This is a genomic window from Nonomuraea sp. NPDC050783 (genome assembly GCF_040802095.1).
Lineage (GTDB): Bacteria > Actinomycetota > Actinomycetes > Streptosporangiales > Streptosporangiaceae > Nonomuraea.
On sequence record NZ_JBFAHK010000020.1, the window covers coordinates 38,354 to 59,668 of the forward strand.

The window sequence follows — 21,315 nt, forward strand, 5'->3', positions numbered from 1 at the left end:
GTCAGCCGTTCCAGCCGAGCAGGGTGCGGGTCCTGGCGGCGGCGTCGGTCAGCGCCTGCTGGGCCGTCGCCTTGCCGGTCAGCGCCGACTCGATGGCCGGGGCGATGATCTCGTCGTTGACCTGGATCCACTGCGGCACCGCCGGGCGGGCGTGGGCGACCTTGAGCTGCTCCAGGAACGCCGCCTGCTCCGGCCCGCCCGCGACGACCTGCGCCTTGAGGTGCACGGGGAAGCCGCCGAGGGCGTCGGCGACGGCGCCGTTGTTGGCGGCGCCGGCCAGGAAGGCCAGCCACTTCCACGCCAGGTCCGGGTTCTTGCCGGTGGAGAAGACGACGGAGTCCTCGCCGCCGATGTTGCCGGCCGGCTCGCTCTTGTACGGCAGCGGCGCCACGCCGAAGTCGAGGTCGGGGAACTGCTCGCGGATGGTCGGCACGTCCCAGGGGCCGGAGATGGTCATCGCGGCCAGGCCGTTCTCGAACGGCTTGTCCGAGTCGGTGATCTTGCGTGGCGAGGACTTGAGCAGGTCCACCCAGAGCTGCAGGGCCTCCACCGCCGGCGGCTGGTCGAACAGCACCTTCTTGCCGGCGTCGTCCACCATCTGGCCGCCCGCGCCGTGCACGACGGCGGGGAACATCCACGCGCCGTAGCCGTCGCCCTTGGGGACGTTCATGCCGGCCACGTTCGCGTCGGCGGCGTGCACCCGCTCGGCGGTGGCCTTCAGCTCGTCCCAGGTCCTGGGCGGGGTGGGCACCAGCTTCTTGTTGTAGAAGAGGGCGACCGTGGTCTGGTCCTGCGGCAGGCCGTAGAGCTTGCCGCCGGTGCGGTTGGTGTCGAGGGCGCCCTTGTAGTAGTCGGCCTCGTCGATGAGCCCGGCGGGCACCTCCTTGATCGTGCCGTCGAGGGCGTACTTGGAGACCAGGGGCTGGTCGAGGATGCCGGCGTCCGGGGCGCTCTTGCTGGCGATCGCGCTGCCCAGCTTGGTGTTGTAGTCGTCCTTGGGGATCTTGACGAGCTTGACCGTGACGCCGGGGTTGGCCTTCTCGAAGTCCTGGCGGACCTTCTCCATGACCTGGCCCGCCTGCGGGGTGCGGTCCTGGTACATCCAGAACGTGAGCTCCTTGCCGCCGCCCGATCCCGGGCCGCCCGATCCCTGGCCGCCGCCGCACGCGGCCAGCCCGGCCACCAGCATCGCGGCGACGGCGCCGCGCACAAGTCCTCGGCTCATGGTGCCTCTCCTCATTGGGGGTTGGCCAGACCATAATCTAAGGTCCGAAGAAAGTCAGGGGTCCGAGGGGAACGAGTCGGTAACACCGGCCGGGCGCGGGCGTCTTCGCGCCCTGAACTAACATGGCCGGGCGAGCAGGAGAGGACGGGGACGAGGATGGGCACGTCAGGCCGCAGGACCGTACGCGACCTGCGCAGGGGCAACCGGGCCATGCTCCTGCGCGCGCTCTACTTCGGCGGCCCCGCCAGCCGCAACGAGCTGTCCGCGGCCACCGGGCTGAGCCCGGCCACGGTCAGCACGATGACCGGCGACCTGCTCGCCGAGGGCGTCATCGCCGAGGCCGGTCAGGTCGACTCCGACGGCGGCCGCCCCCGCGTGCTGCTCAAGGTCAACCCCGGCTACGGCTACGCCGTCGGCGTGGACGTGGGCGAGACCCAGGTCAAGGTCGAGCTGTTCGACCTGGAGATGCGCGAGCGGGCACGGGCCCACTACGCGGTGCGCTCGGCCAAGCACGACCCCGAGCTGGTCGCCCGGCACATCCTGGCCGGCGTGGACGCCGTCATCGCCGAGAGCGAGGTGCCCCCGGAGCGGGTGCTCGGCGTCGGCGTCGGCGTGCCCGGCATCGTCGAGCCGGGGCCCGACGCGCTGGTGCGGGCCAAGACGTTCGGCTGGCGGGAGGTGCCGCTCGGCGCGCTGCTGCGGGCCGGCGCCGCGCCCTCCCGGCCGGCGCTGCCGCTGTACGTCGACAACGGCGCCAAGACGATGGGCCAGGCCGAGCTGTGGTTCGGCTCGGGCAGGGGCACCCGCGACGCGATCATCGTGCTCATGGGCTCGGGCGTCGGCGGCACCGTGGTCACCGACGGCGCGATCTACCGGGGGGCGGGCAAGGCCGCGGGGGAGGTCGGCCACCTGAAGATCGTCGCGGGCGGCCGGGCCTGCCGGTGCGGGGCGCGCGGCTGCCTGGAGGCGTACCTCGGGGCCGAGGCCATCCTCGACCGCGCCGGGGTGGTCGCCGACTCCGCCGAGGAGGAGAGCGCGCTCGCCCGGCTGCTGGACGCGGACTCGCCGGTCATCGCCGAGAGCGTCGAGCTGCTCGGCGTGGGGCTGTCGAGCCTGGTCCACCTGTTCAACCCCGAGCGCATCGTCATCGGCGGCTGGGCGGGGCTCATGCTCGGCGGGCGGCTGCTCGACGGCATCAGGGCCGCCACCGCGGCCAATACGCAGGCGCAGCCGTTCCAGCCGGAGTCCGTGGTGCTCGGCAGGCTGGGGCCCGACGCGGTGGCGCTGGGCGCGGCCACGCTGGTGCTCGAACCGTTCTTCCGCGGGGCCGCGCTTCCCGCTCCGGCTATTGCGTAGAAGTTAAATCAAGGCTTGACAGAAGTGCCGGGCGCGGGCACGCTCGGCGGGCGAGAGCGCTCCCTTCACACCCCCCGTCCGTGAGGAGCAGTCGTGCACCCTCGCCGAAGACTCGTCGTCGCCGCCCTGGCGGCCCTGATCGCCTCCCTCGCCGTCGCCGCCCCCGCCCGGGCCGCCGACCCCCTCCTGTCGCAGGGCAGGCCCGCCACCGCCTCCTCCACCGAGAACGCCGGGACGCCCGCCTCCGCCGCCGTGGACGGCGACCCCGGCACCCGCTGGTCCAGTGCGTTCAGCGACCCGCAGTGGCTCCAGGTGGACCTGGGCACCACCGCCTCGATCACCGGCGTGACCCTGCGCTGGGAGACCGCCTACGCCACCGCCTTCCGCGTCCAGGTCTCGCCCGACGCCGCCACCTGGACCGACCTCTACTCCACCACGACCGGCACCGGCGGCACCCAGACCCTGGCCGTCTCCGGCACCGGCCGCTACGTCCGCGTCCACGGCACCGCCCGCGCCACCGGCTGGGGCTACTCCCTGTGGGAGTTCCAGGTCTACGGCACCACGTCCGGCCCGCCCGGCGGCGGCGACCTCGGCCCCAACGTGCACGTCTTCGACCCCTCGATGCCGGCCGCGAGCATCCAGTCCACCCTGGACTCGATCTTCGCCCAGCAGGAGTCCAACCAGTTCGGCGACCAGCGCCACGCCCTGCTGTTCAAGCCCGGCAGCTACAACGTCAACGCCAACATCGGCTTCTACACCTCCATCGCCGGCCTCGGCCGCAACCCCGACGACGTCACGATCAACGGCTCCGTCCGGGTGGACGCCGGCTGGTTCGGCGGCAACGCCACCCAGAACTTCTGGCGCTCGGCCGAGAACCTGTCCATCACCCCGTCCGGCGGCACCAACCAGTGGGCCGTCTCCCAGGCCGCGCCCTTCCGCCGCATCCACGTCCGGGGCAACCTCAACCTCGCGCCCACCGGGTACGGCTGGGCCAGCGGCGGCTACATCGCCGACAGCCGCATCGACGGGACCGTGCAGCCGTACTCGCAGCAGCAGTGGTTCACCCGCGACAGCCAGATCGGCGGCTGGCTCAACGGCGTGTGGAACATGGTCTTCTCCGGCGTCGCCGGCGCGCCCGCCCAGTCCTTCCCCGAGCCGCCGTACACGACGCTCGACACCAGCCCCGTGACCAGGGAGAAGCCGTTCCTGTACGTGGACTCCGCCGGCGCGTACCAGGTCTTCCTGCCCGCGCTGCGGCAGAACACCCGCGGCGTGAACTGGCCGGGCACCGGCACCTCCGTCCCGCTCAGCCGCTTCTACGTCGCCAGGCCCGCCGACAGCGCCGCCACCATCAACGCCGCCCTCGCCTCCGGCCTGAACCTGCTGTTCACGCCCGGCGTCTACCACGTCGGCCAGACGATCAACGTCAACCGGCCCGGCACCGTCGTGCTCGGCCTCGGCTACGCCACGATCGTCCCCGACAACGGCGTCGTGCCCATGCGGGTCGCCGACGTGGACGGCGTGCGGGTGGCCGGGCTGCTGTTCGACGCCGGCGCCGTCAACTCGCCGATCCTGCTGGAGGTCGGGCCGTCCGGCGCGGCGGCCGGGCACGCCGCCGACCCCATCTCCGTCCAGGACGTCTTCTTCCGCGTCGGCGGCGCGCACGCCGGCAAGGCCACCACGAGCCTGGTCGTCAACAGCGACCACACGATCATCGACCACATCTGGGCCTGGCGCGGCGACCACGGCAGCGGCATCGGCTGGACCGTCAACACCGCCGACACCGGGCTGATCGTCAACGGCGACGACGTCACCGCGTACGGGCTGTTCGTCGAGCACTACCAGAAGTACCAGGTCGTGTGGAACGGGCAGCGCGGCCGGACGGTCTTCTTCCAGAACGAGATGCCCTACGACCCGCCGAACCAGGCGGCCTGGATGAACGGCTCCACGCGCGGGTACGCGGCGTACAAGGTGGGCGACGCGGTCACCGCGCACGAGGCGTGGGGGCTCGGCGCGTACTGCTACTTCAACGTCGATCCGACGATCGTGGCCGAGCGCGGCTTCGAGGCGCCCACCCGCGCGGGGGTGCGCTTCCACGACCTGCTGACCGTCTCGCTCGGCGGGAACGGGACGATCGCGCACGTCATCAACTCCACCGGCGGGCCCGCGCAGGGCACGGCGACGGTACCCGTGAAGATCGTCAGCTATCCGTGACCGGCTGACGCCCGCCGGCACTTGCTGGAGGGGCGTCCCGAGGGGCGTCTGCGCCCGTGGCTCACGGCCGCGGGCGCAGGCGCACCAGGTCGCGCTCCAGGCCGCCGATCCCGCCCGCGCCGAGCAGTTGCAGGGTCCGTACCAGCTCGGCGCGCAGCAGGTCGAGCACCCGGGTCACGCCCTGCTCGCCGCCCGCCATCAGCCCGTACAGGTAGGCCCGGCCGATGAAGCACGCCCGCGCGCCCAGCGCCACCGCCGCCGCCACGTCGGCGCCGCTGCGCACGCCGCCGTCCAGGAACACCTCCGTGCGGTCGCCGACGGCGTCCACCACCTCGGGCAGCAGCTCCAGCGGGGTGGGGGAGCGGTCGAGCTGCCGGCCGCCGTGGTTGGACACCACCAGCCCGTCCACGCCCACCGCCGCCAGGTCCTTGGCGTCGTCCACCCGCTGCACGCCCTTGACCAGCAGCGGGCCCTGCCACGCCGACCGGATCCACTCCAGGTCGCCGATCGTCACGGACGGGTCGAACATCAGGTTCGTGATGCCCGCCAGGTCGCCCGGCGCGCCGTCCACCGTCGCGAACCGCAGCGGCTCGCTGGTCAGGAAGTCGAACCACCACGCGGGGCGGCCCAGCGCCTGCAGCGCGCTGCGCCAGCGCAGGGACGGCGGGACCGTCAGGCCGTGCCGCACGTCGCGCAGCCGCGCCCCGGCCACCGGGACGTCCACGGTGACCACCAGCACGTCCATGCCGGCCTCGCGGGCCAGCGACAACATCTCCAGGCTGCGGGCCCGGTCGCGGACCACGTAGAGCTGGAACCAGTTCCACCCGCCGGGCGCCGCCGCCGTCACCGCCGGCGCCGGGGTGGTGCCCATCGTGGACAACGTGTACGGGACGCCCGCCCGCTCCGCCGCCCTGGCCACGGCGCGCTCGCCCGCCCGGTGCATCATCCGGGTGAAACCGGTCGGCCCGAGCACCACCGGCATCGCGATCCGCCGGCCCAGGACCTCCACCGCCGTCGGCGCCTCGGACACGTCCCGCAACACCCGCGGCCGGAACTCCACCCGGTGGAACGCCTCCACCGCCCTGGCCATCGACCGCTCGCCCTCGGCGGCGCCGTCCACGTAGTCGAACACCATCCGCGGCGCCCGCCTCCTGGCCAGCTCCCGCAGCTCACCGACGTCCGCCGCGGCCGCCACCCGACCGGCCCGCGCCAGCCGGGGCCGCCGGGGCAACACCTCCCGCAGCTCCCGCCACCTCGGCAGGCGCCGCCGCTCCTCCGCGTTCCCGTCGATGCCCAAAACGCTACCAAACCCACCCTCCCCCTCCCACCCACCCAACCCCCGAGGGACCCTGGCCCGCCTCACCCCTCCACACCCCCGACGGACCCCGGCCCTCTACGGTGGGAGGGTGATCGACGACCCCGGAACGCCCGCCCGGCTCGCCGGAGCGTGGGCGGTGCTCGCCGGTGACTCGCCGGCCGCTCTGGCCACCGGCGCCGAGCTGGTCGCCCGCTGGTCCGAGCCGCACCGCCGCTACCACGACCGCGCCCACCTGGCCGCCGTCCTCGCCGCCGTGGACGACCTCGCCACCGAGGCCGCCGACCCGGCCGCGGTCCGGCTGGCCGCCTGGTTCCACGACGCCGTCTACGACGGCCGCCCCGGCTGGGACGAGGAGCGCAGCGCCCAGCTCGCCCAGTCCCGCCTGCCGCGCTGCGGCGTGCCGCCGGCCCGCGTCGCCGAGACCGCCAGGCTCGTCCGCCTGACCGCCGCCCACGACATCCTCGCCGACGGCGACGCGAACGGCGCCGTCCTGTGCGACGCCGACCTGGCCGTCCTGGGCCGCCCCGGCCGCGGCGCCTACGCCGCCTACGCCGCCGCGATCCGCCATGAGTACGCCCACGTCCCGGACGAGCTGTTCAGGAGGGGCCGCGCCGGCGTCCTGCGCCGCCTGCTCGCCACGCCCCGCCTCTACCGCACCGCCCGCGCCCACGCCCTGTGGGAGGACCGTGCCCGCGCCCACCTGACCGCCGAGCTCGCCATCCTCACCGCGGGCCTCACCGCGGGCCTCACCGCGGGCCTCACCGCGGGCCTCACCGCGGGCTGACCCCGCCCGCCGCGGACGCTCAGCGGGGGACGTGCCGTCTGCGGCGGCGCAGCCCCGCCGCGACCAGCCGGCGCAGCAGCTCCCGCGAGCTGACCGCCTCGGCCCCCAGCGACACCGCCCGCGCGTGCACCGTCTCGGGAACGTCGTAGTGATCGCGGTCGAACGCCCGCCCCGGCACCCCCAGCCGCGCCGCGAAGTCGTGCAGCTCCTCCAGCGAGTGGTCGCTGACCAGGTGCGACCACATGAGCCCGCGCGGCCCCGGCCAGTTGGGGGGATCGATGAGAACGGTCACGTGGTCAAGGGTAGGACCCGCCCGCGCACCTCGACGTCCCCCAGGTCCGCCACCACCGCCCCGGCCCCGTGCGCGCGCAGCTCCGCCGCCCGCCCGCCCTCCCGGACGACCCCGAGGACCAGCCCGAACGCCCCCTTCCCCGCCGCCTCCACGCCCGGCAGGGCCGCGTCCACCACGGCGACACGGCCGGGCGGCAGCTCCAGGCGGCGCGCGGCCTCCAGGAACAGGGCGGGGTCGGGGTGCCCTGGCAGGCCGAGCCGGGCGGCGTCCGCGCCGTCCACGAGCACGTCGAACAGGTGGGACACGCCCGCGGCGCGCACCAGCCTGCGCCCGTGCAGGCTGGCCGACACGGCCGCCGTCCGCGCGCCGCGCCGCCGCAGCTCGTGCAGCAGCGCCACGGCGGACGGGAACGCCGCCACGCCGTACTCGTCCACCTGGGCGAGGAACGTCCGGTCCTTGGCCGACCCGAGCCCGTGCACGGTGGGCGCGCCCGGCTCGTCGTCGGGGTGCCCCTCGGGCAGGGTGATGCCGCGCGCGGCGAGGAAGGTGCGGATGCCGTCGAGCCGGGGCCGCCCGTCCACGTGGCGCAGGTAGTCCTCGCGGATGTCGAACGGCTCCGAGCGGCCGCGCAGGAAGGCGTCGAAGACGTGCTTCCAGGCGGCCGCGTGCCCTCGCGCGGTGTCGGTGACCGCGCCGTCGGCGCCGAGGACGACGGCGCCGATCCGGCCCAGGTCGATGACGGGCTCGTCGGCGGGAACAGGCTCGCTCACATGGTGAACGTAACCCGTCTACCAGGCGACGGGTAGCTCTTTGACGCCGTAGACGATAGCGAGCTCCCGGAACGGCACCTCGCCCGCGACCCGCAGCGTCGGGAAGCGGCGCAGCAGGGCGGGGAAGGCGATGCGCATCTCCATCTGGGCCAGCGGCGCGCCGATGCAGCGGTGGATGCCGTGGCCGAAGGCCATGTGGGAGCCCTGGCGGCCGGGGCGGATCTCGTTCACGTCCTCGCCGAGCGCCACCGGGTCGCGGTTGGCGCCCACGAGCGAGCACAGGACCATCTGGCCCTTCTTGATCGGTACGCCGTGCAGCTCCAGGTCCTCGCGGGCGAAGCGCGGGAAGGCCACCTGCACCACGGTCATGTAGCGCAGCATCTCCTCGACGACGTCGTTGACGTAGCCGTCCACCTCGCGCACCTTGACGGCCTGCTCCGGGTTGCGCAGCAGCCACAGGGTGCCCAGCGCGAGCATGCTGGTGCTGGTGTCGTGGCCGCCGGTCAGCAGGCCGTCGGCCATGCTGGCGAGCGTGCGGTCGTCCAGCTCGTCGCCGTGGTCGCGCAGCAGCTGGCCCAGCAGGCCCTCGCCCGGATCCCGCCGCTCCCTGGCCACCAGCTCGGTCAGGTACGCCATCGCGTCGTTGATCGCCTGCAGCGACGCCTCGGGGCCCGCGGTGAGGTCGAAGCGGTCCTTGCTGATCTTGACGAAGTCCGCCCGCTCGTCGTACGGGACGCCCAGCAGCTCGCAGACCACCAGCGACGGGATCGGCAGCGCGAACTCCTCGAACAGGTCCACCGGCATGCTCTCGGCGCCCTTGGCCTCGATCCGGTCGAGCGCCTCCTCGACCATCGCCTCGATGCGCGGCTCCAGCCTGCGCAGCCGCCGCATCGTGAACTCGGGGGTCAGGAACCTGCGCAGCCGCGTGTGCTCGGGCGGGTCGCGGAAGCCCAGGCCGCCCGGGTCCTCCTGGTTGGAGCCCAGGCCGATGACGCCGGCGAAGTCGTTGCTGAAGCGCTCGTGGTCGCCGAGCACCGAGCGGACGTCCTCCCAGCGGGTGACGAGGTACACGGTCTGGTCGCCGGGGATCTCCATCGGGAACACCGGGTGCTCGGCCCGGATGCGTCCGAGCTCGTCCACGGGATCGAAGCCGTCGCGCATGAACTGGACGAGCGGGAACTGGTTGTCTGACATCGAGGTCCGTCCTGCTGGGATACAGCGCACTATTGAGGGACAAATCCCTCGATAGATGGTCCCATCAGGAACGACTGATCGACCCCTCCGAAAGGAGGAATTTACCTCTCAGCCCGTAGACCGGTGCCGGCGTCCCTTCAGAGGGCGCTCTCCCGCACGGCGAGGCCGGGCTCGGGCAGGGATGCCTCGGCGGCCGGCGACGGCGGGGCGGGCTTGGGCCGGCGCGGCTCGCGTACGCCGCCGGCGCCCCCGGAGGAGTCGTCGGGCGGGACGTCGCCGTCCGCGGGCCCGTGGGGCTCGCCGGGGCCGAACCCGAGCCGCCGGCCCAGGCCGCCTCCGGGGAAGACGCGGCGCTTGCGCGATCGCTTGCTCACGTTTCCCTCCTCTCGCCCTCATTGTGCGTCCGCCCCCGGAACGCGGGACAGGAGGGGATCGCGGGTGTCACCGCCAGGGCAGCTCGGTGGGACCTGGGGAAGGTGGTAAAGGACGGCAAACTGGGACAGCAGGTGGCGTTCGGCGTACAGATTGGCGCCATTCTGCGATGATCTCGTCGCATAGAGCCGGAGTTAGCGCCATCACGGGTAGTGACAGATGCCGATATTCGAGGAAATAGCCGCTTTCGTCACCGACAAGCCGGTCGTCGCCGCGGTCATCGCGCTGCTCGGCCTCGCCGGGCTGGCGCTCGCGTTCCTGGTGCTCAGGGTGGCCTGGAAGGCCGTCTCCTGGTTGTTCGCCAGGTACGTCGCCCCCCGTCCCATCGAGGACGTCCTGACCATCGTGGCCGCGTCGATCGCCACGGGCGTGTCCGCGCAGGGCATGTGGCGCTTCTCGGGTGACGTGCTGGGGCTGGACGGGCCGCTGCGGCTGCTGCTGTTCGCCTTCATCGAGGTCGCCATCATCACCTCGGCCGTCCGCGCCCGCCGCAACATGCGCGAGAACTTCTCCGCCGGCATCGACGGCATCGCCGTGTGGGCGCTGACCTGCCTGACCGCCGTGCTGTCGTCCATGGACGCGCGCAGCCTGCCCGAGGCGGTCTTCCGGCTCGCCGCCCCGCTGGTGGCCGCCTGGCTGTGGGAGCGCGGCATGGCCATCGAGCGCCACCGCATCCGCGGCACCGGCCGCATCAACTGGCGGCTCACCCCCGAGCGGCTGCTCGTCCGGCTCGGCCTGGCCGAGGTCAGCGACCGCACGGCCAGCGAGGTCGACGCCCACCGCCGGCTCACCCGCGTCGCGCTGGCCGCCAAGAAGGCCAAGGCGCTGCGCGAGGCCGGCGCGCCCGAGCGCAAGATGCGCGCCGCGCTGGCCAGGCTCGACAAGGCCATGGACCAGGCCGTCGAGCACACCGGCCTGGCCGTCGACCCGGCCCGCCAGGAGGCGCTGCTCGCCCAGATCGCCGCGCTCTACAACACCACCGCCCTCATCGACGCCGATCCGCGCGTCCCCTGGGAGCACGACGCCGAGCAGCACCCGGTGCCCGCCCGCCCGGCGCTGCCGCCCGCGCTGGCCGAGCTGGTGGACGACGAGGACGAGGACGCCGAGGTGCTCGACACCACCCCGCAGGTGCTGTCCACCGCCGAGCGCGCCGCGCGCATGCGGGCCGCCCGCGAGTTCTGGGACCGGCAGATCGCCAAGGGCATCGTGCCGCGCACCGTGGACATCGCCCAGGAGATCGGCGTCTCGCTGGCCGCCGCCCGCGAGTATCGTGCCCTGTGGAAGCTGGAGCCGCAGGCGCACGCCCTCATCGAGGCGCTGTACCAGCAGCACGGCATCGTGGACACGGGCGCCTTCCCCGCCCTCGGGGCCGACGGGCGGGTGCTCGCCAAGCACTAGCGGCGGCACCCCGGGGGGCGGCACTTGCGCGAGCAGCGCACACTCGATCGCGTCAGGAAACTCCTGGCCAAGGCCGAGCGCACCGACAACGAGCACGAGCGGGCCACGTTCATGGCGGCGGCCTCGGCGCTCATGGCCAGGCACGGCATCGAGGCGCTGCCGCCGGCCGGCGCCCGCCAGGTCCCCGGCGACCGCGTCGTCACCCTGCCCGGCCCCTGGGCCAGGGAGAAGGCCCGCCTCGTCAGCCTGGTCGCCCAGGCCGTGCGCTGCCGGCCGCTGCTCATCGGGCGGGGGGACGGCGGTCAGCGCGTGCACCTGTTCGGCTTCGCCGCCGACCTGGAGCGGGCCGACGTGCTGGCCACGTCGCTGCTGCTGCAGATGGCCTCGGGGCTGGCCCGCGTCCGGCCGCCCGCCGACGCCGTCTCCCCGCGCGCCTACCGGCGCTCCTGGCTGCTCGGCTTCACCGACGAGGTGTACCGGCTGCTGTGCGCGGCCGAGTCGCGGGCCGAGGACGGCGCGGCGGCGGCGGGCACGGGGACGGCGCTCGTCCTGGCCGACCGGCGCGCCGAGGTGGAGCGCGCCGTGGCCGCCCGCTACCCGCGCGTCCGGATGAGCGTCCCGCGCACCAGCGGCACCGGCTACGGCGACGGCGCGGCCGCCGCCCGCCGGGCCGACCTCGGCCGCCCCGGCATGACCCCGGCCGCCCCCGGCGAGCTGCCTCCGGGCGGGCCGTGACGTCCCGCGTGGACCCGGCGCCCCGGCGAGCCGTCCCCAGGCGGGCCCGCGTGGACCCGGCGCCCCGGCGAGCCGTCCCCAGGCGGGCCCGCGTGGACCCGGCGCCCCGGCGAGCCGCCCCGGGCGGGCCCGCGTGGACCCGGCGCCCCGGCGGGCCGTCCTCGGGCGGGCCGTGACGCTCACGCCTCCGGCCCGCCCGGGGGCGGTCAGCTCAGCGCCGCCGAGACCAGCGAGCGGGCCTCCTCCTGGACCTTGGCCAGGTGGTCGGGCCCGCGGAAGGACTCGGCGTAGATCTTGTAGACGTCCTCGGTGCCCGAGGGCCGGGCGGCGAACCAGGCGTGCTCGGTGGAGACCTTCACCCCGCCCAGCGCCGCCCCGTTGCCCGGCGCCGAGGTCTGCACCGCCGTGATCTTCTCCCCGGCCAGCGACGAGGCCGTCACCTGCTCGGCGGAGAGCCTGCCGAGCACCGCCTTCTCCTCGCGGGTGGCCGGGGCGTCCACCCGCGCGTACGCCGGCTCGCCGAACCGCTCCACCAGGCCCCGGTAGTGCTCGCTCGGCGACCTGCCGGTGACCGCCAGGATCTCGGAGGCCAGCAGCGCCAGGATGATGCCGTCCTTGTCGGTGGACCACACCGACCCGTCCCTGCGCAGGAACGACGCCCCCGCGCTCTCCTCGCCGCCGAACCCGAGCGAGCCGCCCAGCAGCCCTGGCACGAACCACTTGAAGCCCACCGGCACCTCGTACAGGTGCCGCCCCAGCGACTCGGCGACCCGGTCGATGACGCCGCTGCTGACCATGGTCTTGCCGACCCCGGCGTCGGCCGGCCAGCCGTCGCGGTGGGCGTAGAGGTAGGAGATGGCGACGGCGAGGTAGTGGTTGGGGTTCATGAGGCCGCCGTCGGGGGTGACGATGCCGTGGCGGTCGGCGTCGGCGTCGTTGCCGGTGGCGATGTCGTACGTGCCGCGGTTGGCGATGAGCGAGGCCATCGCGTACGGCGACGAGCAGTCCATGCGGATCTTGCCGTCCCAGTCGAGGGTCATGAACCGCCACGTCGGGTCCACCAGCGGGTTGACCACGGTCAGGTCGAGCCCGTGCCGCTCGGCGATCTCGCCCCAGTAGGCCACGCTCGCCCCGCCCAGCGGGTCGGCCCCGATGCGCACCCCGGCCGCCCGGACGGCCTCCAGGTCCACCACGGAGGGCAGGTCGTCGACGTACGTGCCGAGGAAGTCGTAGCGCCCGGCCCGCCCCACCGCCCTGGCGTAGGGGACGCGGCGGACGCCGTCGAGCCCGGCGGCCAGGAGCTGGTTGGCGCGGTCCTGGATCCACTTCGTCGCGTCGGTGTCGGCGGGGCCGCCGTGCGGCGGGTTGTACTTGAAGCCGCCGTCGGCCGGCGGGTTGTGCGACGGGGTCACCACGACGCCGTCGGCCGGCCCCGTGCGGCGCTCCCGGTTGTGGCGCAGGATGGCGTGCGAGACGGCCGGCGTCGGCGTGTAGCCGTCGCGCGTGTCGATGAGCACCTCGACGTCGTTGGCCGCGAACACCTCCAGCGCCGACACCCGCGCCGGCTCCGACAGCGCGTGCGTGTCGACGCCCAGGAACAGCGGCCCGTCGGTGCCCTGCTCGCGCCGGTACTCGCAGATGGCCTGGCTGGTGGCGAGGATGTGGTCCTCGTTGAAGGCCGCCCGCAGCGCCGACCCCCGGTGCCCCGAGGTGCCGAACGCGACCCGCTGCGCCACCTCCCCGGGATCGGGATGCAGGGCGTAGTAGGACGTCACCAGCCGGGGGACGTCGACCAGGTCGGCGGGCTGAGCGGGCTGTCCTGCGCGTTCGTGGCTCATGTAGGCCACTTTACAAACGGGGCCCGGCGCGGCGGGTGACCGCACCGGGGCCGGGGAAGTACATTCGCGTCAGCCACCAGAATGGAGTTCTGTTTCGATGCGTTACGGATATTTCCTCAACGAGCCCAAGGGCCCCGACCCCATCGCCGGCCTGCGCGACCAGATCACCCAGGCCGCCGAGGACGGCTTCAGCTCGGCCTGGCTGTCGCACATCTTCGGCCTCGACGCGATCACCGCCCTCGTCGCGGCCGGCGTCCAGGCGCCGCCCATCGAGCTCGGCACCGCCGTCGTGCCGACCTACCCCCGCCACCCGGCCGCGCTCGCCCAGCAGGCCATGACCGCCAACGCCGCGCTCGGCGGCCGCTTCGCGCTCGGCGTCGGGCTGTCCCACCAGGTCGTCATCGAGAACATGTTCGGCTACAGCTTCGAGCGGCCCGGCCGGCACATGAAGGAGTACCTGGACGTCCTGGTCCCGGCCGGCCGCGGCGAGCACGTCCAGTACCAGGGGGAGACGCTCAAGGCCGACCTCAAGCTGAGCACGCCGGGCGCCGGCTTCCCCGTGCTGGTGGCCGCGCTCGGCCCGCGCATGCTCAAGCTGGCCGGCACCGTCGCCGACGGCACCGTCCTGTGGATGACCGGCCCGAAGACCGTCGCCGAGCACGTCGCGCCGACCATCAGGGCCGCCGCCGCCGAGGCCGGGCGCGAGGCGCCGCGCATCGTGTGCGCGCTGCCGATCTGCGTCACCGACGACCGGGAGGGCGCGGTCGCCAAGGCGAACGAGATCTTCCAGGTCTACGGGCAGCTCCCCTCCTACCGCGCCATGCTCGACAGGGAGGGCGTGGCCGGCCCCGGAGAGGTGGGCATCGTGGGCGACGAGAAGTTCGTGCGGGCCCGGCTGGAGGAGCTGGAGCGGGCCGGGGTCACCGACTTCGTGGGCTCGGTGTTCGCCGAGCGGGAGCGCACCAGGAGCCTGCTGGTCGGCGCGGCGAAGGGCTGACCAGGAGACATCCCGATAAACTCCGGCAAGGTGAAGGTCGTGCTGCATGGCATAGACGTGTCCAACTGGCAGGGTTCCGTCGACTGGGCCGGCCACGCCGAGGCCGGCGTGGCCTTCGCCTTCGCCAAGGCGAGCGAGGGCGGCGACTGGACGGACAAGTGGTTCGCGCGCAACTGGAACGGCATGCGCGAGAGCTGGCTGGTCTGCGGCGCCTACCACTTCGCCCGCCCCAAAGGCGACCCCGTCGAGCAGGCCCGCCACTTCCTGGCCACGATCAGGTCGGCCGGCGGGCTGCGCCGCGGCGACCTGGTCGCGCTCGACCTGGAGACCGCCGACGGGCTGCGCCCCGAGCAGGTCGCCAGGTACGCGCGCCGCTGGTGCCACCACGTCCAGCGGCACGCCGGCGTGCGCCCCTTCGTCTACACCTTCCACTCCTTCGCGCACAGCGGGCACTGCGCCGGCCTCGGCGAGTACCCGCTGTGGATCGCCAGCCCCGAGCGGCCCCGCGGCCGGCCCGCCGTGCCCCGCCCCTGGAACGACTGGACCATCCACCAGTACGCCCAGAGTCCCGTCGACCGCAACGTCTTCCACGGCACCCGCAAGGACCTGACAAAGCTGGGGTTTCACCCGCGATAGCATCGGTGTTCGTCACCGAAGCAGCCCCGGTGCCGGGCGCCGGGCGCGCGACCCCTAGGAGTTCCCGTGTCAGCCGAGCTACACATCACCCTCGCCGGAGCCGAGCGTGTGGTGGCGGCCGGCACGACGGCCGGCGCCGCGCTCGAGGCCGACGGGCGCACGGTCATCGCGGCCAGGGTCAACGGCGAGGCCCGCGACCTCGCCCACGAGCTGGCCGACGGCGACGTGGTCGAGCCGATCGACATCTCCAGCGACGAGGGCAGGGCCATCGTCCGCCACTCCACCGCCCACGTCATGGCGCAGGCGGTGCAGGAGCTGTTCCCCGAGGCCAAGCTGGGCATCGGCCCGCCCGTCGACAACGGGTTCTACTACGACTTCGACGTCGCCCAGGCGTTCAACCCCGACGACCTCAAGCGCATCGAGAAGCGCATGCGCGAGATCGTCAAGGAGGGGCAGCTCTTCTCCCGCCGCCCGGTCAGCGACGACGAGGCGCGCGCGGAGCTGGCGGGCGAGCCGTACAAACTGGAGCTGATCGGCCTCAAGGGCGGCGCCGCCGAGGAGGAGTCGGTCGAGGTCGGCGCCGGGCAGCTCACCATCTACGACAACCTCGACGCCAAGAGCGGCGAGCTGCGCTGGAAAGACCTGTGCCGCGGCCCGCACGTGCCCTCCACCCGGTCCATCCCGGCCTTCAAGCTCATGCGCTCCGGCGGCGCCTACTGGCGCGGCAGCGAGAAGAACCCGCAGCTCCAGCGCATCTACGGCACCGCATGGGAGTCCCGCGACAAGCAGGACGAATACCTCAAGCTGCTGGAGGAGGCCGAGAAGCGCGACCACCGCAAGCTGGGCGCCGAGCTCGACCTGTTCAGCTTCCCGCCCGAGCTGGGCAGCGGCCTGCCGATCTTCCACCCCAAGGGCGGCATCATCCGCAAGGAGATGGAAGACTACATGCGCCGGCGGCAGGCCGAGGCGGGCTACGAGTTCGTCAACACGCCGCACATCACCAAGTCGTCGCTGTTCGAGACCTCCGGCCACCTGCCGTGGTACGGCGACGACATGTTCCCGCCCTTCGAGCTGGAGGGCGTCGAATACCGCGTCAAGCCGATGAACTGCCCGATGCACAACCTCATCTTCCGGGCCCGCGGGCGCTCCTACCGCGAGCTGCCGCTGCGGTTGTGCGAGTTCGGCTCCGTCTACCGCTACGAGAAGTCCGGCGTGGTCCACGGCCTGACCCGGGTGCGCGGCATGACGCAGGACGACGCGCACATCTACACCACCCGCGAGCAGGCGGCCGAGGAGATCAAGTCGCTGCTGCGGTTCGTGCTCAGCGTGCTGCGCGACTTCGGCCTCAACGACTTCTACCTGGAGCTGTCCACCCGCGACGACTCGGAGAAGTTCATCGGCGACCCCACCGAGTGGGAGGAGGCCACCGAGGCGCTGCGCCAGGTCGCCACCGAGTCGGGGCTGACGCTGAAGGACGACCCGGGCGGCGCGGCCTTCTACGGGCCGAAGATCTCCGTCCAGGCCAAGGACGCCATCGGCCGCACCTGGCAGCTTTCCACCATCCAGCTCGACCTCAACCAGCCCAAGCGCTTCGGCCTGGAATACCAGGCGGCCGACGGCTCCCGGCAGACCCCCGTCATGATCCACCGGGCCCTGTTCGGCTCCGTCGAGCGCTTCCTCGGCGTGCTCACCGAGCACTACGCGGGCGCCTTCCCGCCCTGGCTGGCGCCGGTGCAGGTGGTGGGCATCCCGATCGCCGAGGCCCACGTCCCCTACCTGCAGGACGTCGCCAAGAAGCTGCGCGAGCACGGCATCCGGGTGGAGGTCGACACGGCCGACGACCGGATGCAGAAGAAGATCCGCAACGCGCAGAAGGCGAAGGTCCCCTTCATGCTGCTCGCCGGCGACGAGGACATCGCGGGCGGCGCGGTCTCCTTCCGCTACCGCAACGGCGAGCAGAACAACGGCGTGCCGGTGGAGCAGGCGATCGCCGAGATCGTCAACGCGGTGGAGCAGCGCGTCCAGGTGTGACGACGGGGTGTGACGGCGGCGGCGGGAGCGTGGACGGCTCCGCCGCCCACGCTCCCGCCGAACCCTCCGCCCCCGCTGGGTTTCCGTCCCTTGCGGGGTCTTCGCCTTCGCTGGGTTTCCGTCCCTCGTCGGGTCCCGCTTTCACCGGATTCCCATCCCTCATCGGGTCCCCGGCCCTCGCTGGATTCCGGGCCCGCCGGGGCTTTGCCGTTCGGCGGGGGGTGGGTCAGCGGGGGTACAGGCGGAAGGGCACGGCGGGGCGGCCGCCGAACCTCTTGGCGGCCTCTCGCGCGTAGCCCTCGATGAGGTCGCGGGTGTACGCCTCCGGGTCCTCGCCGGTCAGGGCCTCGATGTAGGCGCGGTGCTCCATGAGCGAGCGCACGCCGCGCTCCAGGCCGTCGGTGACGTCCACCGCGTGGGTGGGCGCGTCGGAGCCGGCGACGGCGACCCAGCGCACGCCGTTCCACGGCTCGGCGTCGGTGTCCGGGAAGATCCACCGGTTGCCGGCGTCCCCGGCGGCGTCCAGCACGGCCCTGCCGACGGCCCGGTGGTCGGGGGTGTTCCAGTAGGAGCCGCCCCACGTGTCGGCCGGGTTCAGGGTGATCACCAGCTCGGGGCGGTGCCGGCGGATCGCGGCGGCGATGTCGCGGCGCAGGGCGGGCCCGTACTCGATGACCCCGTCCGGGTGGCCGAGGAACTCCACCTCGGTCACGCCCACCACGGCGGCGCCGGCCCGCTCCTCGCGCTCGCGCACCGGCCCGCTCTTGGCTGGCTCCAGCGTGTCGATGCCCGCCTCGCCGCTGGAGACGATCACGTACGCGACCTCGCGGCCCGCGTCGGTCCAGACGGCGACGGCGGACGCGCAGCCGTACTCCAGGTCGTCGGGATGGGCGACGACGGCCAGGGCGCGCCGCCAGTCGCCGGGCATGGGCTCAAGCTGATCGCTGTCGGTCATGATCCCACCCTAGACACCCGCCCGCCACCCGGAACGCGCCGGGAGCACGCCCGGAACGCGCCGGGAGCACACTCGGAACGCGCCGGGAGCACACCCGGAACGCGTCCGGAACGCGTCCGGAGCGCGCCAGGAACAGCCCCCGACGGGCCCGGCCGGGGCCGGAGTCCGGCGCCGTGCCGGAAGAAGACCCGGTCCGTCCGTGGTCCTATGCTGCTAGCTATGCACGATCAGGCAGGAGCCGGGGAGCCGGACAACTTCGAACGTCTCTGGACCCCGCATCGCATGGCCTACATCAAGGGCGAGAACAAGCCGACGGGCACCGGCCCCGACGACGGGTGCCCGTTCGACGCCATCCCCCGGATGAGCGACGAGGACGGCCTGGTCGTGGCACGGGGCGAGAGCGTCTACGCCGTGCTCAACCTCTACCCGTACAATTCCGGCCACCTCATGGTGGTGCCCTACCGGCACGTCTCCGACTACGACGAGCTGCGCCCGGACGAGCTGGCCGAGCTGGGCGAGTTCACCCAGAAGGCGCTGCGGGCCCTGCGCAAGGCCAGCGGCGCCCAGGGCTTCAACGTCGGCATGAACCTCGGCCACGTCGCCGGCGCGGGCATCGCCGCCCACCTCCACCAGCACGTGGTGCCCCGGTGGGGCGGTGACACCAACTTCATGCCGGTCGTCGCCCGGACGAAGGTCCTGCCGCAGCTACTTCGCGACACCCGCCAGCTGCTCGCCGACGCCTGGCACTGACTCCTCGCGCGCCACCAGCACCCCGATGCCGGTGGCCAGCAGCAGCGGCACGGCCAGCGCCAGCGCCATGGACAGCACCGCCGCGCCGGAGTCGTTGACGAGCATCCCGACCACGCCGGCGACCAGCGTGCCGATCAGCCCGGCCCGCAGCGCGGGGGAGTGCTCGAAGGCCGCCGGCACCACCCCGGCCGAGGCCTGCTCGGGGCGGAGGATCGCGTACACGAGGAACGCCACGGCCACGATCACGATCGGCATGAGGTTGGGGCTGAGCAGCGTGCCCAGCATGGCCTGCAGCTTGCGCCAGATGACGTCGAGCGCCTCGCCGGTCAGCACCTGGCCCACGAACCGGCCCAGATGGGTCTGCTCGCTGGGCGGCTTGAGGTAGTTGAGCCAGGCGAACGTCATCACGATCACCCCGCCGGCCACGCAGAACAACGCGAGCTTGACCAGCGACACCCGCTTGCCCGACAGGACGAGCGCGGTCACCGCGATGCCCGGCACGAACGCGATGACACCGCCGAAGTCGCTGCCCAGCCCCGACCCGCCGAGCACCATGGCCGCGGCGCCCAGCACGACGATCGCGGCCAGCCCGATCCGGCCCGGCCAGCGGTGCGCGATCGCGGTGGTGGTCAGCAGCGTGCCGGTGGCGAACAGCGCGAACGGGATGTTGCCCAGCCCGAAGTAGCGGGCGCCCTGCTCGGCGCTGTAGCCCATGAAGCTGTTGAGCTGCAGCGTGGTGCCGGTCAGCAGGTCGGCGGCGAGCGTGCACGCGGTGACGCCGGCCACCACGGCCAGCGGGCCGAGCGGGCGCCGCCGCCACGGCCCGGCCAGCGCCAGCGTCACGATCACCGCCCACCAGGCCAGCATCCCGCCGAACAGTTGCAGGTGCGTGGCCCACGGCAGCAGGTTGACCAGGAACGAGGTGACCGGCAGCGCCGCCAGGGCCACCGCCGCCACCCGCACCCAGGGCAGCCGCCTGCGGCGGCGCAGCAGCACGAACGCCAGCACGTAGAACAGGACCTGCAGCACCGCCAGCGCGGTGAAGTACTGGCCCTTGGCCGAGCGCATGGTCTGCGCGCTGGCGTCGGCCCGCGCCAGCCGGTCGATCGTCGCGCCGCGCTCGCCGGCCCGCATCGGCACGCCCACGACCGTCGGGGGGACCGGCACGCCGAGCTTCGTCAGCACGGTGGCGGTCAGGTCGGGCAGGATCGAGATGTCCTCGCGGCGGGTGGAGGCGGCACCCAGCAGGCGGCCCTCCGCGCCCGGCTCGCGCAGCGCGGCCACCCGCAGGTGGGGCACCGAGCCGTGGTCGGACAGCCCGGCGAGCAGCACCGTCGTGCCGGCGGGCAGGATCGACAGCAGCGCGCCCGCCTTGGCGTCGGCCAGCCGCAGCGCCGCGCGCCGCTGGGCGGGGGCGAGCTGCTCGGGCGTCTTGGGCAGGCGGTCGCCGGTGAGGTAGGGGCGGACGAGGTCGTCCACGTCCAGGGCGACCATCCGGCACTGCTCCAGGTCGCCGGCGCCGAGCCCGGCGGGGGAGGCGTGGTAGCGCGGGACCGCGCCCTGACGGTCGGCGAGCGCGAGCGCGGCGCCGGGGCCGATCGCGACCGAGCACTGGCCGGCGGCCTTCAGCGCCTCGCCCAGGTTGCCGGCCTCGCGCTGGCCGGCCACGTCGATGAGGTAGCGGTAGTCGGGGATGGCCGCGCCCGCGCCCCGCTGCTCGGGGGCCGGGGGAGCGCCGCAGCCGTAGCCGACGGCCGACCTGGTGCCCGCCGAGACGGTCAGCCAGGCGTCGTAGGGGCAGGTCACGTTGCCGACCGTGCGGACCGACAGGGAGCCGATCGCGCTCGACGAGACCAGGGACCACAGGTGCGGGGTGTCGGCCTGGGTGAGGTCGTTCCAGTGCAGGGCGGGCACGCCGATGAGTGCCACCCGGCCCTCGGCGGCCTCTACCCGGCCCTCGGCGGCCGCCGCCCGGCTCCCGGCGACCGCCGCCCCGGCGGTGATCGGCGTACGGTCCGCGACAGGGGCTCCGGTCCCGGTGGTGGCCGTCGTGCGGTCCGCGGCGGGGGCTCCGGCCCCGGTGGTGGCCGTCGTGCCGGTGGCGGCGTGCGACGCCGGCGCGGCGAGCAGCACCTGGCCGGTCAGTAGCTGGCCCAGCAGCACGGCCAGCACGATCAGCGCGCGCCTCACCTCGATGACCTCCCGCGACTCGATGGCGTCGTGCCGCCGACGCGACCTGCCTGCCTGTGCGGGCCGCCCGCGCCGTCGGACGCGACTACCCTCTCATGCCCCGCACCCGCCAGGTGCCGGTTACGCGCACGGAGGAGCCCGCCGGGAAGGCGCGAAGGAGCCGGGGCCGGAGACGCGCGGGAGAGGGCGAGGGAGCCCGG

General features: G+C 73.7%; 18 protein-coding genes. 9 read left to right on the forward strand and 9 right to left on the reverse strand.

Annotated features, from left to right (window positions below; translation table 11 throughout):
* Position 1: 1 nt before the first annotated feature.
* Complete coding sequence (locus AB0H75_RS38290; RefSeq protein ID WP_367804587.1) at positions 2 to 1,225, reverse strand: ABC transporter substrate-binding protein; 1,224 nt, start codon at positions 1,223 to 1,225, stop codon at positions 2 to 4.
* 156 nt (positions 1,226 to 1,381) lie between these two features.
* Here AB0H75_RS38290 and AB0H75_RS38295 point away from each other — a divergent pair, with 156 nt between their 5' ends.
* Together AB0H75_RS38295 and AB0H75_RS38300 are read left to right on the forward strand one after the other, a co-directional pair.
* Entirely contained in the window at positions 1,382 to 2,581 is a 1,200-nt protein-coding gene (locus tag AB0H75_RS38295) for an ROK family protein (RefSeq protein WP_367804589.1), read from the forward strand.
* Between the two features lie 93 nt (positions 2,582 to 2,674).
* Positions 2,675 to 4,795, forward strand: coding sequence for a discoidin domain-containing protein (locus tag AB0H75_RS38300; RefSeq protein ID WP_367804591.1), 2,121 nt, complete (start codon positions 2,675 to 2,677; stop codon positions 4,793 to 4,795).
* A gap of 61 nt (positions 4,796 to 4,856) precedes the next feature.
* Here AB0H75_RS38300 and AB0H75_RS38305 read toward each other — a convergent pair whose 3' ends face one another.
* Positions 4,857 to 6,092 carry an alpha-hydroxy acid oxidase gene (locus AB0H75_RS38305; RefSeq protein WP_367804593.1) on the reverse strand — a complete coding sequence of 412 codons (1,236 nt, stop codon included), beginning with the start codon at positions 6,090 to 6,092 and terminating at the stop codon, positions 4,857 to 4,859.
* A 109-nt stretch (positions 6,093 to 6,201) separates the two neighbouring features.
* Between AB0H75_RS38305 and AB0H75_RS38310 the strand changes: the two genes are divergently transcribed.
* Complete coding sequence (locus AB0H75_RS38310; RefSeq protein ID WP_367804595.1) at positions 6,202 to 6,897, forward strand: metal-dependent phosphohydrolase; 696 nt, start codon at positions 6,202 to 6,204, stop codon at positions 6,895 to 6,897.
* 19 nt (positions 6,898 to 6,916) lie between these two features.
* Here AB0H75_RS38310 and AB0H75_RS38315 read toward each other — a convergent pair whose 3' ends face one another.
* From AB0H75_RS38315 to AB0H75_RS38330, 4 genes are all read right to left on the reverse strand, one after another.
* Positions 6,917 to 7,189: a DUF4031 domain-containing protein gene (locus AB0H75_RS38315; protein ID WP_367804597.1), complete on the reverse strand. Its 273-nt coding sequence runs from the start codon at positions 7,187 to 7,189 to the stop codon at positions 6,917 to 6,919.
* The gene (locus tag AB0H75_RS38320) at positions 7,186 to 7,959 is read right to left on the reverse strand and encodes an HAD family hydrolase (RefSeq protein ID WP_367804599.1); all 774 of its coding nucleotides are present in this window, start codon (positions 7,957 to 7,959) and stop codon (positions 7,186 to 7,188) included. Before AB0H75_RS38320 ends, AB0H75_RS38315 begins: the two co-directional genes overlap by 4 nt.
* An 18-nt stretch (positions 7,960 to 7,977) precedes the next feature.
* On the reverse strand, positions 7,978 to 9,153 hold the full coding sequence (locus tag AB0H75_RS38325) for a cytochrome P450 (RefSeq protein WP_367804601.1): 1,176 nt from the start codon (positions 9,151 to 9,153) through the stop codon (positions 7,978 to 7,980).
* 137 nt (positions 9,154 to 9,290) lie between these two features.
* Positions 9,291 to 9,527 (reverse strand): hypothetical protein, encoded by a 237-nt coding sequence (locus tag AB0H75_RS38330; RefSeq protein ID WP_367804603.1) that lies wholly within the window; start codon positions 9,525 to 9,527, stop codon positions 9,291 to 9,293.
* A gap of 217 nt (positions 9,528 to 9,744) precedes the next feature.
* Between AB0H75_RS38330 and AB0H75_RS38335 the strand changes: the two genes are divergently transcribed.
* Positions 9,745 to 10,983: a hypothetical protein gene (locus AB0H75_RS38335; RefSeq protein WP_367804605.1), complete on the forward strand. Its 1,239-nt coding sequence runs from the start codon at positions 9,745 to 9,747 to the stop codon at positions 10,981 to 10,983.
* Between the two features lie 24 nt (positions 10,984 to 11,007).
* Complete coding sequence (locus AB0H75_RS38340) at positions 11,008 to 11,718, forward strand: DUF2786 domain-containing protein (protein ID WP_367804607.1); 711 nt, start codon at positions 11,008 to 11,010, stop codon at positions 11,716 to 11,718.
* Positions 11,719 to 11,924: 206 nt separating this feature from the next.
* On the opposite strand, the gene pgm is transcribed toward AB0H75_RS38340, so the two are convergent.
* The gene (gene pgm / locus AB0H75_RS38345) at positions 11,925 to 13,556 is read right to left on the reverse strand and encodes a phosphoglucomutase (alpha-D-glucose-1,6-bisphosphate-dependent) (protein WP_367804609.1); all 1,632 of its coding nucleotides are present in this window, start codon (positions 13,554 to 13,556) and stop codon (positions 11,925 to 11,927) included.
* A 97-nt stretch (positions 13,557 to 13,653) separates the two neighbouring features.
* Here pgm and AB0H75_RS38350 point away from each other — a divergent pair, with 97 nt between their 5' ends.
* From AB0H75_RS38350 to thrS, 3 genes are all read left to right on the forward strand, one after another.
* Complete coding sequence (locus AB0H75_RS38350; RefSeq protein WP_367804611.1) at positions 13,654 to 14,553, forward strand: TIGR03564 family F420-dependent LLM class oxidoreductase; 900 nt, start codon at positions 13,654 to 13,656, stop codon at positions 14,551 to 14,553.
* A gap of 39 nt (positions 14,554 to 14,592) precedes the next feature.
* Positions 14,593 to 15,189 (forward strand): glycoside hydrolase family 25 protein, encoded by a 597-nt coding sequence (locus tag AB0H75_RS38355; RefSeq protein ID WP_367804613.1) that lies wholly within the window; start codon positions 14,593 to 14,595, stop codon positions 15,187 to 15,189.
* A gap of 66 nt (positions 15,190 to 15,255) precedes the next feature.
* Positions 15,256 to 17,220: a threonine--tRNA ligase gene (gene thrS, locus AB0H75_RS38360; RefSeq protein WP_367804615.1), complete on the forward strand. Its 1,965-nt coding sequence runs from the start codon at positions 15,256 to 15,258 to the stop codon at positions 17,218 to 17,220.
* Positions 17,221 to 17,446: 226 nt separating this feature from the next.
* Here the strand turns inward: thrS and AB0H75_RS38365 are convergent, their stop codons facing one another.
* Positions 17,447 to 18,175, reverse strand: coding sequence for a PIG-L deacetylase family protein (locus AB0H75_RS38365; protein WP_367804617.1), 729 nt, complete (start codon positions 18,173 to 18,175; stop codon positions 17,447 to 17,449).
* 219 nt (positions 18,176 to 18,394) lie between these two features.
* Between AB0H75_RS38365 and AB0H75_RS38370 the strand changes: the two genes are divergently transcribed.
* Positions 18,395 to 18,925 (forward strand): HIT domain-containing protein, encoded by a 531-nt coding sequence (locus AB0H75_RS38370; RefSeq protein ID WP_367804619.1) that lies wholly within the window; start codon positions 18,395 to 18,397, stop codon positions 18,923 to 18,925.
* Here the strand turns inward: AB0H75_RS38370 and AB0H75_RS38375 are convergent.
* Entirely contained in the window at positions 18,881 to 21,115 is a 2,235-nt protein-coding gene (locus AB0H75_RS38375) for a hypothetical protein (protein ID WP_367804621.1), read from the reverse strand. The two genes, AB0H75_RS38370 and AB0H75_RS38375, sit on opposite strands and share 45 nt — an antisense overlap.
* Positions 21,116 to 21,315: the final 200 nt, after the last annotated feature.

Excerpts from the sequence above, each read along its gene's own strand:
- AB0H75_RS38290 (WP_367804587.1), bottom strand. The coding sequence starts at position 1,225 with ATGAGCCGAGGACTTGTGCGCGGCGCCGTCGCCGCGATGCTGGTGGCC.
- AB0H75_RS38295 (WP_367804589.1), top strand. The coding sequence starts at position 1,382 with ATGGGCACGTCAGGCCGCAGGACCGTACGCGACCTGCGCAGGGGCAAC.
- AB0H75_RS38325 (WP_367804601.1), bottom strand. The coding sequence starts at position 9,153 with ATGTCAGACAACCAGTTCCCGCTCGTCCAGTTCATGCGCGACGGCTTC.
- AB0H75_RS38335 (WP_367804605.1), top strand. The coding sequence starts at position 9,745 with ATGCCGATATTCGAGGAAATAGCCGCTTTCGTCACCGACAAGCCGGTC.
- pgm (WP_367804609.1), bottom strand. The coding sequence starts at position 13,556 with ATGAGCCACGAACGCGCAGGACAGCCCGCTCAGCCCGCCGACCTGGTC.
- AB0H75_RS38350 (WP_367804611.1), top strand. The coding sequence starts at position 13,654 with ATGCGTTACGGATATTTCCTCAACGAGCCCAAGGGCCCCGACCCCATC.
- AB0H75_RS38365 (WP_367804617.1), bottom strand. The coding sequence starts at position 18,175 with ATGACCGACAGCGATCAGCTTGAGCCCATGCCCGGCGACTGGCGGCGC.
- AB0H75_RS38370 (WP_367804619.1), top strand. The coding sequence starts at position 18,395 with ATGCACGATCAGGCAGGAGCCGGGGAGCCGGACAACTTCGAACGTCTC.